The sequence below is a fragment of the bacterium genome, assembly GCA_021372535.1.
Lineage (GTDB): Bacteria > Latescibacterota > Latescibacteria > Latescibacterales > Latescibacteraceae > JAFGMP01.
On the sequence record JAJFUH010000037.1, the window covers coordinates 11,347 to 27,702 of the forward strand.

Below are 16,356 nucleotides of genomic sequence, written 5' to 3' on the forward strand. Positions count from 1 at the left end.
TTTTTAAATAAGAATCGATGATTTTTTCCGATAATACGTGATCCCCCCTGCCTGCGGCATCCCTCCTTGTTAAGGGAAGAGCGGCTTTAGGGGCACTTTCATCCCCCTTTGTTTTATAAGGGGGAGACGGCGAAGCCGAGGGGGATTAATGATGTTAGCTGACTTAACCGGATTACCGGATTACTTTTTCACAGCCCACATAATCCCGGGGGAGGATAGAGCGTTTTCGGTAACTTATCACGGACGATATACGATGCAGGATATGATATGAGATTCAATAAACATCTGGGATTTACACTCCGAATGAATGATTTTAACAGGTAAATACCCTGTACTTCGATGATATTCACGGAAAACAACCCGATAGAGGGAAATTCCTTAGTCTGTTCCCGCTTTAAAGGCTTTTGTACCATATTCGGGTCGATTCTTTCCCGATACCGAGACAATGGCTGAAAAGGAACTAAGCTTTTTAGACCGCAAGGAGGAAACGATGCTCGACTTCATGAAAGACCTGAATCCGGTTGTGCAGGCCCTTATCGGCACCGGATTCACCTATGGAGTGACCGCCCTTGGCGCCGCGGTGGTGTTTGTTCGTCAGGAGCTGAGCCGGAAGATGCTCGATGGTTTCCTCGGATTTGCCGCCGGAGTGATGGTGGCGGCGAGCTACTGGTCGCTTCTTGCCCCGGCCATCGAGATGTCGGCTGAGCTCGATGTGCCCTCGTGGGTTCCCGCGCTTGTCGGGTTTCTCATGGGTGGGTTCTTCCTCTGGTCGGTTGACAAGATTATACCTCACCTTCATCTGGGATTTCCCACCGAAGAAGCCGAGGGACCGCGGACAACATGGCGCCGGAGCATCCTGCTCGTTCTCGCCATTACGCTCCATAACATACCCGAGGGTCTTGCTGTCGGCGTGGCATTCGGCGCGGTCGCAGCGGGTATACCTTCAGCCACGCTCGGTGGAGCTATTGCGCTGGCGCTCGGAATCGGCATCCAGAATTTTCCCGAGGGTCTCGCTGTCTCGATTCCGCTCCGGCGCGAGGGGCTTTCGCAGTGGAAAAGCTTCTGGTACGGTCAGCTTTCCGGTGTTGTGGAGCCGGTCGCCGGTGTGCTCGGTGCGGCGCTCGTTTTTATCATGCGGCCCATTCTTCCTTATGCTCTTGCCTTCGCCGCCGGGGCGATGATTTTTGTCGTTGTCGAGGAAGTCGTCCCGGAATCCCAGCGAAACGGGAACACCGACTTCGCCACCATGGGCGCAATGTTCGGGTTTGCGGTGATGATGACGCTCGATGTCGCGCTGGGGTAGATTATGATGGTTATAACAGGATACACCGGAACAGATTACTGTTACAGTTGTACAGTAAGGCGCTCTCCCGGGGCGCATGGTCGCACGGGGGCCTTTTTCCGAAACTCCTTGATTTTTTACCATGTTTCTCTATATTTATTTGCATGTAGTGTGACGGTCGATCATGAAATAATCGAGCATACATGAATCATGGAGGGACAATGAGTCCGACGAGGCGTGATTTTATAAAGGATGCAGCGGTCATCGGAGCGGCAGCGGGAACAGGTCTCACTGCCCGTGACACAGTGGCGGAGAACGGCTATGGAGAAGGACCCGTGGATGAAAACACCCGGTGCCCGTATTTCGATCAACCGCTGTTCTGCAAAGGAAAAAACGAGAACGGTAAGTATCTCTGCGAGGAATGACTTTCCCGTAACCCGATTGATTCGGGAAGGTGAATTTGGCCCGAAAATCAGTGCGCTACCCTGTATGTTTTACAAACCGTTTACAAACACAGGCAGTTTTCAGTATTGAGGTAACCATGAAACAAACACTGGCAGTATGTACAATCATAATGGTGCTCTGTATCGCTTTTACATCACAGGTTGAGGGTCAGGGGAGGAGGATAGTGCTTCTTCCGTTCTACGATGAGTCCGGTTACCGAGGACCGTGGAAGCTCACCTACGAAGTACCGACAATGCTCGGCGATATGCTTATGGATGAATATTACTATGTCGTTCCGATGGATACGGTGAAGGCGCTTATGGCTCCTCCGGCTAAAAAGGGCTTTTTCAGCCGGGTTTTCAGTATATTTTCCAACTCGAAGCAGAAGCAGAAGGTTTTAACCGACGGTGAGATAATATCCTTCGCCCGTCAACTTCAAACCGATTATGCCATAATCGGCGTTATAGACAAATTCACCTATAAACGTACCGGCGGGGGAGAGCCCATGATCGGCGGGTATAAGTCCTATACCGCCACAGTGGCTGTTTCGCAGGTACGTGTTTTGAATGTTTCCAACGGCAAGGTTATCGCGACTGCTCGCGGCGAGGACGACAAGAACTCGCGGGGGCTCGGCCTCGAGCTGTTCGGCAAACCGAGAAGGCTCGACATGGAATTTATGTCGCTCGACAGCCTCGATTTTGGCTCCAAGCGTTTTCTCAACACCCTGCTGGGCCAGGCGGTCGTGGAAGCGCTCAACAATGCTCAGAAAGATATTAAAAACGCCATTACACAGCCTGACAACGCATGGTTCAAGGAAAAGAAATTCAAGATTCTCTCTATAGAAAACGGTGTTGTCACTATCAATGCAGGTTCGGCCGATGGCGTCAATTCGGGGGATCAGTTCAACGTATATGCCTCCGAATCTGAAACCATGGTCGGAAAAATCAACCTGACAAGCGTCTGGTCGGACCATATCTCCAGAGCGGAAATTCTGGACGGCAAGGATGCTATCCGCCTGAACGATTATATTCTCCCGAGCCGGTAATAGCGATTCCGGGGAAACAATAACCGGCCCTGAAGCGAAAATGGATATGATTGATGATAAGGGGCGCGTGAAAAAGAAACTTTTTCACCGCCCTCTTCTCATATTCGGGGAGAGGGATTCGTGAGAAAATTGTATAATATCTGCGTACAACGTTCAAAATGAGCATCTTTGTTTCAAAACAGAAACCGGAGAAGGCTTGGTAATTCCGGCTTGTTACCCGAATAATCATGTTTCATGTCCGTATCTGCCTGCGGACAAGAGAGATAGTGTTCCCGTCCCGGACAGGGGATGTTTCGTGGCATGTATTTAGCTTTTCTACCACACCGGATACATGTGATACGATTGATACTTATTGCACAGGTGATTATATGATGATTCCGGATATTGCCATATCGTTCAGGGAGACCGGAGAAAAGGTGTCTTTTCCATACGCCCGGTGAAGGAATATTGTCTGTTCGCGCCCCGCATTCATGGCGGTTATACCAGAGGAAACAATGGAAAGAAAACGGAAAAAAACGGTAAAAGATTTACTGCAGGAAATCGAAGTACTCCGGAAACGCGTTGACGAGCTCGAACATGAAAAAAGCGAGTATACTGATATAAAACAGGATCTCCGGAATCAGGAAACACGCATGAAAAACCTGATTTATTTCTGCAAGGCCGGCTATTTTAAAATCGACCGTAACGGCCGTATAGAAAACGTCAATGAAGCCTGGGTGAGATTGCATCACTTCGTTTCGAGAAACGAGGTCATCGGGCTGCATATCATTGAAACGGTAGTGGAAATCGACATACCGGAGGCCGAGAAAATGATCGAACGCGTGATGGCGGGCGAACCGGTCGTGCATCACGAGTTCAGGAGACGGTGCGATGACGGTGCAGTGGGATATCATTCCCTGTGCGCCGTGCCCGTGGTCAGGAATGACATCGTTATAGGCATGGAGGGTCTGATTGTCGATACCACCGAGACGAGAAGGGCCGAATATCAGCATATCAAACTCTTCTCCCAGCTCGACCAGGCTCTCGACCAGATCAACACCCTGAGCGGAATGATACCCATCTGCGCCTCATGTAAAAAAATCCGCGACGATCAGGGATACTGGAATCAGGTTGAAAAATACATCAGCGAGCACTCCCAGGCCGAATTTACACACAGTATCTGCCCCGACTGCCAGAGAATCCTCTATCCCGACCTTTTTACGGACAACACCACCGAAGAAACATGAGAGAATATCCTGAGTTTTTTCTCAGTGATATTCCTTTCTCCATAATAAATTCTGTTTAAACATAAAAAAAGACGTCTCCTTTTGAGGGGAGACGTCCTGGGTAGAGAAGTGGGGAATTGATATTAGAAGAGAATTTTGGAGAATTGTGCTGCAAAGAACTTCAAGAATACGACCGCGTAAATCAAACCGCTTACAGCTATTGTAAGATCGTAGTATTTATATGTCATATCGTTCATAATTTCACCTCATCCCGTTAGAATATGATTTTCGATATATGGTGCATCAGAAAGCCGCTCATTGCGATGTAGTACGTGATACCGCCGAGAGCCATGGCAGCATGTTTGATTTTTTCATTGTTATCGTTCATAATTTCACCTCATTGTTAAATGATCTATCGATCATGATTATTATCGTCACCATTTATTTTCTGCAAGTGTATTAAGCAATATTTGTGCCAATTTATTTTATCGTTCGCCGAAGCATGATTAAAACACATATAACCAATTGTATTTACACAATATATACAAAATATTCGGGCTGGCAGGAACAGTTGCCGGTTAAGACGGCGGCAATGAGATGATGAGACATCATTGCGATAACATCAATATGATGAATCATATCATATTGTATATAAATATGATATTAACGTCTCACAAATGATAACAATTGAGACGGGATGTGATACGGGTAGACCGCCCCGGTATGTCCTTCATTATTTTCAGACCCGTTCTTCCGCATTCCGGGCGGGTGATAACAGCGGATTTCAGGCACAGAACATACTGGAGAATCGGTTTTGCACTTATGCCTTGTGCCTGATCTTAACCTTTTATGAGATTCCCTGTAACTCGGGCTTGCCTTGCAAAACCTCTTTTATTACATTGATTCGTACGGCAGGTATTCGGGGAGTGGAAAACGAATATATATGACCGGGTGAGGAGCTTCTGTCCTAATGCCGTCCCCGTGGAGAAATTACCGGACGGGGTGCAGGCTGCGTCCGGGTTAGGATAAAGAAGGGTATAAAAACGGAGAACAGGTGAAAACCAGAGAAGTATTCTATTTAACCGTTCTGTTTGTATTCGGATTTTTCATGTCCGAATTTTTCGTCGATCATCTTGTATTGTTCAGCCCTCTCCAGCGTTTTATTGCTCGAGTGGGAATTCAGCTTGTTTTTTACGGGCTGATATACGTGTGGTTTGATTCACGCGATATTTCCAGACGGATTAACAGAATAGAGCAGGAAATTTCCGAAGAACATCCCGGAGATGGAGAAAATCAGCAGTAAAAATGAATGGAAGGTGTAAAGAAATGGAAACAACGGAATCCCATCAGCAGGAAAATCTCCCCCGTGAAACATTCAGGGAGCGTTTGAGCGAAAGAATGGAAAGTGCGGTCAGGACAAGGATATTCGCCTATCTTTTTATGATCAGCCTTCTCGTATATGTCCTCCTGAGCGGCTATGTGCTTACCTTTTCAGGGTCTCTTTTTCTCGAAGCTGTCTATAAAGGCTGGTGGCGGCCCGATGCCACGGAATTTGAGACAACTTCCCTGCTCCTGGGTTACCTGTTCGGCTTTCCCAGCCTTTTAGGTCTTATTGGAGGAATAACGGTTCTTTCCACCCGTGTTCAAAGAATGTTCAGGTTCAAGGTGCTTTTTTTCATTCCCTCGGTAGTCTGGACCATTCTCCTCGTTCTGGACATCGTCCGCCGTCCCATGCAGGACTGGTACCACTGGCTCTATCTTATACCGGCCATGCTTCTCAGCATATTTGTCCTGTTCAGCGTGGTTAAAAAGGTGCGCCTTCCCTATCTGACCTGATATCATTTTCCGCGCTGTCTTCAGGATAAAGAAATGCCGGAGGAACAGCGGGAAAGAATGACTTCATTCCACACACAGCCTATTAGTCGGTCAAGTCGACAGCGCCGGGATGAGTTTTAACTCATTTCGGCGCGTTTTTGTAGTGGTGAGGAGACCGGCGGATAATGTGATCATTTGGAACGGATTTTGCAAATATTATTTATTGATTTTGAAAGCATCATATTACATTGTCTTCAGTAATGTAGTGTGAAATCAAAGACATGGATAAAATAATGTAATCATTCGTTTCAAAAAATATCGCAATTTATAGTGACAAATAGTCATAGTATTCCGGCGCTCTGTCATATGGACAGCAGGTTGTGTCAAATCGGTACTTTTCACTTCCCGCAGGAGAAGGGATAACGGTATCGATACTCTTTTCTCAATAACCATAAACAGGAGTATGGCATGATGATTCATTCTCACATATCAGAGGTGCACACACCCCGTGAAAAGAAAGCACATCAGCCTTCTTTGATGACAGAGGGAAAAGAAACCATTCTTGTTGTCGAGGATGAAAAAAGCATATCGACGCTCATTGAAAAATTTCTCAAACATCAGGGTTACACGGTTCTATTGGCGTATGATGGTAACAGCGGTATTGATATCTTTTCGAAAAACGCTCACATGATTGATCTTGTCGTGCTTGATTTGACTTTGCCGGGAATCTTGGGAAAGACGGTGTTTGAAAAGATGCTCGCGATAAAACCGGATGTAGCCGTTATCGTTATGTCAGGGTACTATTCTGAAGAAATACGCTCCGGTATTCTTTCGCGGGCGAAAGAATTCGTTGCCAAGCCATTCTCCATGCTGACATTGGAAGCATATATCAGATCGGTACTTGATAAAGCGGAACAATCGGTATGATGGCGTTCGCGTCGCCCTGAATTAATTTCAGGGCCTCTTGCACACTTTATCAATTCGATGAACGTAGCTTTTTATACATCTATCCCGCATATGACGTATAGTGACAAAAAAAAGCCGCATCCCCGAAACACAGGATACGGCTTTCATCATAAGCTCACTCCGTGACTTCCTTCACGGCGGCTCCGCAGCGGCGTTTAAAATCTCGACTTCGCTCCGATGACAATCTCGGTCGAGGTATAGTCGGTGACAAACAGGACTTTTTTCACCCCGCAGTTGATCATGAACGCGCGGCTGATATAGAAATCCCCGTACACCCCGATATCGAGCATGAACGGTTCGTCGATATCCACATCATTGCCGTCATAATCCGCGCTCATTTTATAGATTCCGAAAATATCGCCGGTTACCGCGAACAGTTCGCCGATCGGAATACCGCCCATGACGCCGACATTGGCGATATGTTCGGTGTACTTGCCCAGCTTGGCATACTGGTACATGCCGCCCCACGACACCATGGATTTCCCGAACTTGTTGATTCCGGACACCATTGCTCCGACTCCGAGGCCGTCATCATCGCTCATGTCATTGTCGAGCAGGAGATAGTCGAATGTCATGCCAAGGCTGACCGATGAGGTTTCGGTTTCCTTGACCGTCTGCTTCCCGAACAGGCTGATATTGCTGTTGTTGAAACTTTTGCCGTGCTTGAACGAGAGGTTGTTCACATAGGCGTTGACACCATACGACCGTGTCTGTTTGTCATTCGTACGGGCGTACCCGAGGTTGATGGTGAGGTTGTTGCCTTCGCTCCCGTTGAGCTTGAAGAATTCGTACTCCACCGCGGAAGAAGCCTCGTTCGGTTTTGTTATTCCTTTTGCCTCGCGCTCCTTTTCAACTTTTACGGGCTCGACCTTTTCAGTAAAAACGGAATTCTGAAATGTCCGGTACGACTGAGTTGTTACCGGATTCTGCCAGCCGGGTGACCACGCGACATCTTCCCCGGAAGAACCGCCTTCTCCTGAATGGAGATTGACTGTGACGTATCCGGTGCGCTTCACCGAATAATCGTTGTTATCATTGATTCTGAGGTAGAAACTTCCTTTTTCGGGGAACCAGATCGTTGTTCCGCTGCCGATACAGTATACCGTAGTATTCTGATAGGAGCTCGATGGCATGAACATGAGGCAGAGCGAGTATTTCGGATACCCCGGCAGGAAAAAATCGCTTGTGGCCGTTTCGCCTATGCCATCCGGGCCACATGTGATACCCTCACGGGGTGACCATGTACCGGATGCGGAAAAGGTAACCGCGTCGCCGGCTTCAACATAACGGAGTTCCGGGTTTACCATCTGAAAATCGGCATAGATTTGCAGCGTCGCCGTTGCATGGGCATCATGAACTCCGAAGCCCGCGGCGAAAAGACAGGTTGCGAGCAGAATTAATACAGCCGGTATCTTACGACTCATGCGCACCTCCGTGAATAGTGTGTTTGTTGTGGTGTTTGTTTTTTCACCGTTTTTTCTCAGAATTAACCGTTACTGTATTTTTTTGAAATCTTTCATTATATCGGCGACAGCTTCTCCGATTGCCTTCTTGGTCGCTGTCCCGATCGCTGTTTCATCGAACAGGACGCTGTCGTCGCGGACCTCGAAGAATGCGCTGTTTGCGGCTGTCTCAGCTTTTCCGGTGCCGGACTTTTTAATTGTTTTTCCGTTGCCAGTGTTCCTGAGAATTATCTCGATACGTATAATCGTTTCCGCTGTTCTCGACTGCAGAACACCGACCGACATCTTTGTCAGGGGTCTTCCGAAATAATAAACCCTGCCGTAAGCTACGTATTGCGCACCAAGGAGTTTTGCTTCCTCGGCATCTTTGGTGACATCGTATTTATTATCGCCGGCAGCCCACATGCCCTGAGAAACGGCGCGGAGTTTCTCACGTATCTCGGGCTTTTCCTCGATGACAGAGAAAGCGCCGACATCGAAAAACGCCTGGGTTATCAGGCTCCGGAGCCCGAATCCGATACGTTCGTCTTTCCAGTGTTCATCCTTGAGTTCGTTCAGCGAACCGAGGACGAGGAGAGCATTGTTTTCCGCCGCCGTGCATTCCCTGTACACTGAGATTCCCGCTGCCGGCAGGAGGATCAGTAATAAGAGAGGCGGTAATAATAAATGTTTCAGAATGTTAATCATGGTTTCTCCCTGTTTATCAAAAAGAACTCCTCGCAGCATCTCCAGCACTTATGCCGATTCATCCCTGAATCCCCTCACTGACCTTTAGAGAGAGGGGACAAGAAAAGATAATGATAATCTTTCCCCTCTATTGCACGCAAAAGAGGGGAGCCGGGGGGTGAGTTTAAGTATTTTATTCCCCGATGCCAGCATAGGGGCAGTTCATCACTTCAGCCGGTTGATCAACGAGATAATTGCCTCGTTCACCGCATCCTGGCTCGCAAGACCTACCGTTGTCTGGTCGAACTCGAGGTTCACGCTTGCCCATATTCCGACACCGGAGGTTTTGGCTTCCCCGGTCGCCGAAGCGGGAATATACTGCCCGGTCGCGACATCGACCATGCGTATCTGGACGCCGATGACCGTGGTGTCCATCTGTTTTGCCGCGACACCGACTATCTGTTCGCTGTGACTGACCCCGAAGTCGAACACCTCCGCATAGACGAGGTATTGGGGTGCTTTCAGGCTTCCCTGCTCGATGGCGGTCTCCTCGGTCACAATGCCGGCCGATGAGAGCTGCCACTGATCGAGCATCTTCTGGAGTATCTCCTCTTTTTCCTCGATAAATTCAAACCTGTTTGTCTGCCATAACCCGTCTACTATGCGGTTGCACAATCCCCATCCGACCCGTTTATCCGCCAGCTCGGGATACTTGCTCGCGACATCGGCGGGTATGCCGAACCTGACGACCTGGATACGTTTTTTCGGGCCGCTGTACGGGGGAAAGGTGAATCCTTTCTGTTTCAGTGTTTTTCTCGCCTGTGTCTCCGGGCCCTTCTCTGTCGAAACCGAGGCGCAGCCGGATATCAGGACAACCGCGATAAGGAGTGTTACCAGTGGAGCTCTCATTGTTTTTATTCTCCCGGTGGTTAGGGGTGACCGAGGATTGTGCTGAACCGGTAGTTCGCCCTCTGTTGTGGAGATATTGTCAATGAAATATTCAGGAATTGATGAACCGGCGTTTTTCATGTATCTCATTGCAGCCGGTGTGCTTCTTTCCATCAGGAAAGAAAGTCTGTTGATGAGATTGTGCTATTATAACTAAAAATCCTCTCATGTCAAGTCAATTCAGTGTTCTGTGGTGAAGGCAGTGGGTAGGGAAAAGCGCCATGTTGACGGTATAATCTGCCCGCATCACGGCCGGCTGAAAAGTCGTAACAGGGGGTAATTGCCAGCCCTGATAAAAAACCTGCAATTCCCATATCAAATCTGAAAATACTTTTAAAATATGTCATAACATGTTATTGTTCTAAGGTAACGCTTTAACAGAAAGGAAAAACCAGAATGAATACAAACATACCTAAGAATATATTTTTCACTGCTATTATCTTTTTTTCCCTTTCGATATCGGTGTACACCTGCTGTGCTGCCGATGGTTTTGTGCCCGGGGCTGTCTTCAGAGAATACCGGTGGCACGGTCCATGGGCCAATGCAAGCAACTGGCAGCGAGTCACCGATCCCGATGCCACACATTCCGGCGCACAGGAATTTCTGCCAAATCCGGTCAACAAAGTTATCTTTGATGATCTCGATGGTGCTGTCAGGATTGAGGTCTGTATTGAGGTGCTCCAGTGCCATGCGGGCACTCATAATAAACGGATACGGTTGAACGGGAACGAATGGCTCCGTATTCCCGAGGCAAACGCGATTCCGGGTGGAAATCCTGAATGTTACCAGACACTTACCTATCCTGTTGTCGAAATTCCACTCTCTCATGTCCTTGAGGGCCTGAACACCTTCGAGCTTACAGCCGGAAATCAGATATGCTATAGTTTCGGGTGGGGACAGTTCATCATTTATGGTGTTACCTTTCGCGTTTTCTATGATGATTCGAAACCGCACACCTCGGGCGAGATAACGGAGCCGGTTCCGGGGGCGACAATCGGGGAGAATCCGGTGATCGCCGTTTCATCACCCCATTCTGAAGACATAGTATCGGTCGATTTCATCGGGTACTACGAAGATTTCAACTTCAAGGGGGATAATATCTGGTGTCAGTGGCAGTATTCGTTAAAAAACGGTATACTCAATCATCACCTCGGAACCGCACGTTCAGCCCCGTTCGGCATCACCTGGGATACCGCCTGGATTCCCGATCAGGATCAGCCAATGAAAATCATGGCACGAATCATCGATAAAAACGGCATGCATGCCATAACACCCGCGGTCCAGAACATCCGCTTTGTGCGGAATGGCAGATCGGTTGTCCTGTACAAGCCGTCGAATGTGCCCAAACAATGGGTGAGCAGGGCAGGAAGTTATAAATTCTGCAGGGTGACCGTAACAGAGGATTTACAGAAGGCTCTCGATGCAAAAATGATACTGGTCAACTGGGCAGGAACCTATGCGGAAAAAATAGGCATCAACAACCAGAAGATCGTGAGTTCAATCGGATTGAGCTACGACCGCAGTTACGATGAAATTTCCGTTCCTCTCGAGAACATCCTGCAGGGGGATAATACACTTTTCACCTATTCGGCAACAGACGGTCACGGGATAGAAGTCAACTGGCCGGGGATTGTATTGAAAATCCGTTATAGTGAACCGGTCGGCGTAGGGGAAAACGAGCCGTTCTTCGAGAATGGCCATGCTGCTGCATTCCGCCTGCTGGGAAATACTCCGAATCCATTCAATTCCACGACAGTCATATGGTATGAACTCGTATCGAGACAAAAAGTCAGCCTCACTGTCTATGATATCCAGGGGAAAAAAGTTGCTCTCTTTGTCGACAGCGTGCAGCCGAAAGGGATACATACCTCATTTATCGATGGGGGAAACCTGCCGACAGGTCTCTATTTTTACAGGCTTCGTGCTGACAATGGCGAGAAAACCGGAAAGATGATGCTGATAAAATAGTGCCAATTGTATTTAGCTTATCTGGTGACCCCCTGCAATCCATATCGTGGTGTTGAGTAACATTCTGATTATAAATAGAATGTTATCAAAATCTTCTGAAAATTCATATTCCAGTAAAAATGGACAGTGAACGAAAGAAGCTTTTCACGGGCTCCAAATCATTGTTCGGAGATGGAGACTTTCCTTCTCGCTGCGTTGTAAAGCAACGAGTTGGCGCGCAAAGGAAAGTATTATATCAAAGGTGTTCTGAAAAAAATGGAGGGTTACCAAAGGGGTTAATAACCATTGATATACATTGAACAAGAAGTTATATTTGATTTTCAGTATTTTATTGTAGTGCATTTTCTGTTCATATTAATAACATGGATTTTTATGTGAAGTTCTTGTATTTGTAATGCTGTTATCATTGAGCTGTATGGTATAGAAGCAGATAATAATTTTATATATGCTTACGGTTATCTGCACCATCGAATACCTCGGAGGCTGTCCATGAATATGCTCATGTTGCTTCTTATTCCTGTGATCGCATTTATTCTCGTTAAAAAAGGGATTATTAAATACACATGGATGACAAAATATCGTAAATATTCTATTGTTCTAATATTTATTGTGGCTGCAATCTTTACACCTCCTGATCCAGCAAGCCAGATTATTATGGCGATCCCGCTCTTACTTCTGTATGAAGTAAGTATTCTCGTCGTACGGATATCGGGGAAGAAAACACTTCTATGATTAAGGTATGATCTTTATAAGGAATAGAAATACATAATATATATTTGGTTATAGATATATTTTTCAAGATTGCATCCTCTTTTGAAATAAGCCTCTCAGTGTGCATAATCGGCGATCCCCCAAAATCCACCCTGAAATGTATTGTAATACATTGATTATAGAAAAAATAAAAATCATAAAAGCTGATGAATTTATAAACCCGTTGAAAAGCATCACGGTCACAACCGGTATTCGGATAAAGACAGGCACAAGGCACAAGGCACAAGGCAGAAGTGACTCCCCGGCTCACCTCCGTATACAATAGTAACTCTAAAGATTAAAGAGGGAACACAAAGATGATTCCCGAATCATTATTCGGGGATGGATACTTTTCTTCTCGCTGCATTGCAATGAGTGGGTGCGCAAAGGCAAGTATCATATCAAATGTGTTCTGAAAACAATGGGGGATCGTCAGCTCTGATAAAAGACTTGCCAGAACAGGCAGTTTATAGCTAATTTATAAAGTATGTGTGCCGTGGCGGTATCGCTGCGTTATTATGTAAACCATATGTCGACGGAGTCTGTTCTTTTGATAAATAAAAAGGAATATATGCCGTATCTGACCCGCAGTATCACTCCGTTTCTGCTCCATGTTCTGGCGGGCGTGCTCGTTTTTGCGTTTCTTTCACCATATCATGCCGATGGCAAGCAGCGGATTGTGAGAATACTGGTCACATCTCCGCATATTGGCGATAACCAGTACCGGCCGATCGCCGATGTGTTTGCCGGTTCTATCATCCGTGAACTCAACCGTTTTGGCGGCCTTGAAATCGTCCCCCGAGAGGAATCGGAGCGTTATCTCAAGGGAAAGGGGCTCCCCGAATGGGTCAACAACCGTGACATGGCGCTCGAGATAGGGGAGGCGCTCAAAGCGGATATTGTTATCTACTCGAGTATCGGCCGTAATTATGATTCCTTTGTATACAGCATCGCTTTCCTCGAGGTGGACCGTGATATCATACAGCGGATTCTGCACGGTGCATTCAGGGATTCCGATCCGCCTGAAACCATCGGCAAACAAATGAAGTACGAGATCAGCAAGATAACCATGTTCATACCGACGCCATCCGAGCTGTCCGATCCGGGTTCCCTTGTCCGGACGGAAACGGTCGATCCTGATAAACTCCCGCCGAAGGTGCTCCTCGAAGAATATCCGAACATGGGACGTTATGGAGCCATGGAACAGCTCCTGGCATATTACAGGGTATTCCCCGGCGAGCTTGAATTCATAAAATTCGAAGAGGGACGGACAATTACCCGCCTCCAGCTGCGCGACGATATGGATGAGGAACTCACGAAGCTTTTCGAGCGGTTCCGTTATTATGCCGATTTTGCGCTCCGGTACAACATGCAGGTTTATTTCATCAAAGACTGTTCGGTGAGGGCGGTCAATGTCCTCCTCGCCAACAAAATCCCCGTCCTGTACTCTCCCAACGGCGAGGGTTTGAGCGTTCTGGTCGGGTACGGCGGCCTGAGACCGGACGGTTACAGTTATTTTTTCCCGTTCGGCAGCGATCCCTTCGAATCGTATGACTTCACCCACCGTCAGCGTGTCGCGGTCATGATCATTCTTCCCAAACCCGGCAGGAAAGGCGGTATTTCAAAGCAGTATCTCGAATCCGCCGTCGGGCGCTACCGTGATGAATGGAACAAGACCCCGACGCTCGTCGAGATCAAGGAAGGATTCCTTGACATCATCGCCACGGGCCTCGATTGAGCGGGAAAACAGTTGTTTTATACATGATGGTGTATTGACTTTATACCCATTCTCATGACAACACGGTTTACATGAAATAATGTATGCTTTATGTCAACCGGGATTATATATTTTCCATGAATTATTGAATATTGTCGAAGGCAAGACGGTATTTTGATGTTAATAAATTAACAACAAAATGGTTTGTTGATCATAAAATGAAATATATGATCGACAAATTACCTGTAGTGCTCTTGGTCATCTTCATGGGTTATGTTCAATTTCCTCGTATTTTCATATACCGTTGTAAACCAGCGGAGGTTTTCCTCACGGTCATCCGTTCTCCGGGAGCAGCACCATGGTATATGGGTTTTCCGTGCATACCTGCAGAGGAAAAGGGGCGGGCATAACTGGCCGTATTATTTTCATGCTGGCTTTAGTGCTCGTTCTCATCCTGCCATGCCGCGCGTTTCCTGAGCCTCTGTGGATTTTTTTCAGCGAAAGGCCCTCCCGGGGCATCGACGATCCGCTGCCGGCTGGCCTCATCGGCGAGATAGAGCGCACGGGCGCCCGTATCAGGACAGTCTCACGGTATTTCAATGCGGTTTCGGTTGACTGGGAGGGCGATAAGGGGACGCTGGAGCATCTCTCCGGTGTTGCTTCCGTCCGCCCGGTGCGTTCGATGGGGACGATTCAGCGCATTCCGGAAGAACATCGCCTCGAAAAAGCCGCATCAACCGCAAACCGCGGCCTCCATGTCCTCAATTACGGCATATCTCTCGAACAGCTCGACATCCTCGGCATACCCGGTCTCCATGACCGCGGATACAGCGGTAATGGTGTTACCATCGGTGTCCTCGATACGGGCTTCGACATTGGTGATACAGGGTGTCTCGGGGGTGTCCGTATAACTCATACGCGGAATTTTGTCAGGGGCGGGGAGGACGTAACCGGCGATGATCACGGCAGCAGGGTACTCGCGTGTCTCGGCGGAGTTCTGGACGGCGAGTATTACGGGGCAGCGTACGGTGCCGCCTTTGTGCTTGCGGTGACTGATAACCTGTTGACTGAACAGCGCGCCGATGAGGATCGCTGGGTTGCCGGAGTGGAATGGTGCGACAGCCTCGGCGTTGATATCGTTTCCTCGTCGCTTGTTTACAACATCTTTGATACTCCGGAAGAAAGCTATGCAAAATCCGATATGGACGGCCGGACTTCGCTGGTCGCCAGGGCTGCGGAGATCGCCTTCTCCCGCGGTATTCTCGTGGTGAATGCGGCCGGCAACGAGGGCGGAAACTCATGGCATATCATCACCACCCCCGCCGATGCGGAGCATGTGCTTGCGGTCGGCGCGATCAGCTATCTCGACAGCAGCAATCCTGTCATCAGCGTCTTTTCCTCACGGGGTCCCACGGCGGACGGCAGAATCAAACCCGACATCGTCGCGCCGGGAGTTTCCGTCCGCGTTCCCCAGATAGGGAGTACCGGCTTTTATGTGTCGGTTAATGGCACTTCGTTCGCCACACCATTCATTTCCGGGCTGTGCGCCCTGTTGATGGAAGCCCATCCGGACTGGTCTATAACCGATATCGGACGGGCGCTCAAGTATTCCGCCATCGATCTCGGCGATCCGGGACCCGACAACAATTACGGCTGGGGGCTTCCCGATGCCGTTCAGGCGCTCAGCTATGTTCCTGCCGGTGTTTCCTCCGGCGAAGACCTGTCACATGGCACAGATGGGAACAACTCTACCCGTGCTGATACGAATCCCATTGTTTTTAAGCTAAGCCCTCCGTTCCCGAATCCGTTCAACGCCTCGGTAACCATACCGTTCACTGTCCTTTCCGCGACGCATGTATCGGTTACGGTTCATGATGTTACAGGCCGCAGTATTGCCACGATATGGGACAATCCGGCTTCACCGGGGATATACAGCGCTGTCTGGAACGGCGGGGACTGCGCTTCGGGCGTATACCTTGTCCGGGCATCGGCCGGAGCTGAAAACCTCACCAGAAAAATCCTTCTTGTGAAATAGACATACCTTTCCCGTACGACGATCCGGCAAAAAAGAGCGTATTTTCTATAAT

Annotated in this window: 14 protein-coding genes; 11 read left to right on the forward strand and 3 right to left on the reverse strand. The window is 48.3% G+C overall.

What is annotated here, in order from left to right:
- Positions 1-490 precede the first annotated feature (490 nt).
- The 7 genes from LLG96_03660 (at position 491) to LLG96_03690 (ending at position 6,718) form a co-directional block, all read left to right on the forward strand.
- Complete coding sequence (locus tag LLG96_03660) at positions 491-1,303, forward strand: ZIP family metal transporter (GenBank protein ID MCE5249295.1); 813 nt, start codon at positions 491-493, stop codon at positions 1,301-1,303.
- A 200-nt stretch (positions 1,304-1,503) separates the two neighbouring features.
- Positions 1,504-1,707 carry a twin-arginine translocation signal domain-containing protein gene (locus tag LLG96_03665; protein MCE5249296.1) on the forward strand — a complete coding sequence of 68 codons (204 nt, stop codon included), beginning with the start codon at positions 1,504-1,506 and terminating at the stop codon, positions 1,705-1,707.
- Between the two features lie 116 nt (positions 1,708-1,823).
- A complete protein-coding gene (locus LLG96_03670; protein ID MCE5249297.1) occupies positions 1,824-2,771 on the forward strand; it encodes a hypothetical protein in 948 nt (315 codons plus the stop codon).
- 494 nt (positions 2,772-3,265) lie between these two features.
- Entirely contained in the window at positions 3,266-3,997 is a 732-nt protein-coding gene (locus tag LLG96_03675) for a PAS domain S-box protein (protein ID MCE5249298.1), read from the forward strand.
- 1,033 nt (positions 3,998-5,030) lie between these two features.
- Entirely contained in the window at positions 5,031-5,279 is a 249-nt protein-coding gene (locus LLG96_03680; GenBank protein ID MCE5249299.1) for a hypothetical protein, read from the forward strand.
- 23 nt (positions 5,280-5,302) lie between these two features.
- On the forward strand, positions 5,303-5,812 hold the full coding sequence (locus LLG96_03685; protein MCE5249300.1) for a hypothetical protein: 510 nt from the start codon (positions 5,303-5,305) through the stop codon (positions 5,810-5,812).
- Between the two features lie 447 nt (positions 5,813-6,259).
- A complete protein-coding gene (locus LLG96_03690; GenBank protein ID MCE5249301.1) occupies positions 6,260-6,718 on the forward strand; it encodes a response regulator in 459 nt (152 codons plus the stop codon).
- A 194-nt stretch (positions 6,719-6,912) separates the two neighbouring features.
- Here the strand turns inward: LLG96_03690 and LLG96_03695 are convergent, their stop codons facing one another.
- From LLG96_03695 to LLG96_03705, 3 genes are all read right to left on the reverse strand, one after another.
- Positions 6,913-8,181: a hypothetical protein gene (locus tag LLG96_03695; protein MCE5249302.1), complete on the reverse strand. Its 1,269-nt coding sequence runs from the start codon at positions 8,179-8,181 to the stop codon at positions 6,913-6,915.
- A 69-nt stretch (positions 8,182-8,250) separates the two neighbouring features.
- The gene (locus tag LLG96_03700; protein ID MCE5249303.1) at positions 8,251-8,907 is read right to left on the reverse strand and encodes a CsgG/HfaB family protein; all 657 of its coding nucleotides are present in this window, start codon (positions 8,905-8,907) and stop codon (positions 8,251-8,253) included.
- Between the two features lie 204 nt (positions 8,908-9,111).
- Positions 9,112-9,795 carry a CsgG/HfaB family protein gene (locus tag LLG96_03705; protein ID MCE5249304.1) on the reverse strand — a complete coding sequence of 228 codons (684 nt, stop codon included), beginning with the start codon at positions 9,793-9,795 and terminating at the stop codon, positions 9,112-9,114.
- Positions 9,796-10,230: 435 nt separating this feature from the next.
- Here LLG96_03705 and LLG96_03710 point away from each other — a divergent pair, with 435 nt between their 5' ends.
- The 4 genes from LLG96_03710 (at position 10,231) to LLG96_03725 (ending at position 16,304) form a co-directional block, all read left to right on the forward strand.
- Entirely contained in the window at positions 10,231-11,802 is a 1,572-nt protein-coding gene (locus LLG96_03710) for a T9SS type A sorting domain-containing protein (GenBank protein ID MCE5249305.1), read from the forward strand.
- 489 nt (positions 11,803-12,291) lie between these two features.
- On the forward strand, positions 12,292-12,534 hold the full coding sequence (locus LLG96_03715; protein ID MCE5249306.1) for a twin-arginine translocase subunit TatC: 243 nt from the start codon (positions 12,292-12,294) through the stop codon (positions 12,532-12,534).
- Between the two features lie 568 nt (positions 12,535-13,102).
- A complete protein-coding gene (locus tag LLG96_03720) occupies positions 13,103-14,290 on the forward strand; it encodes a hypothetical protein (protein MCE5249307.1) in 1,188 nt (395 codons plus the stop codon).
- Between the two features lie 337 nt (positions 14,291-14,627).
- Positions 14,628-16,304 carry a S8 family peptidase gene (locus tag LLG96_03725; GenBank protein ID MCE5249308.1) on the forward strand — a complete coding sequence of 559 codons (1,677 nt, stop codon included), beginning with the start codon at positions 14,628-14,630 and terminating at the stop codon, positions 16,302-16,304.
- The last annotated feature ends 52 nt before the right edge of the window (positions 16,305-16,356 follow it).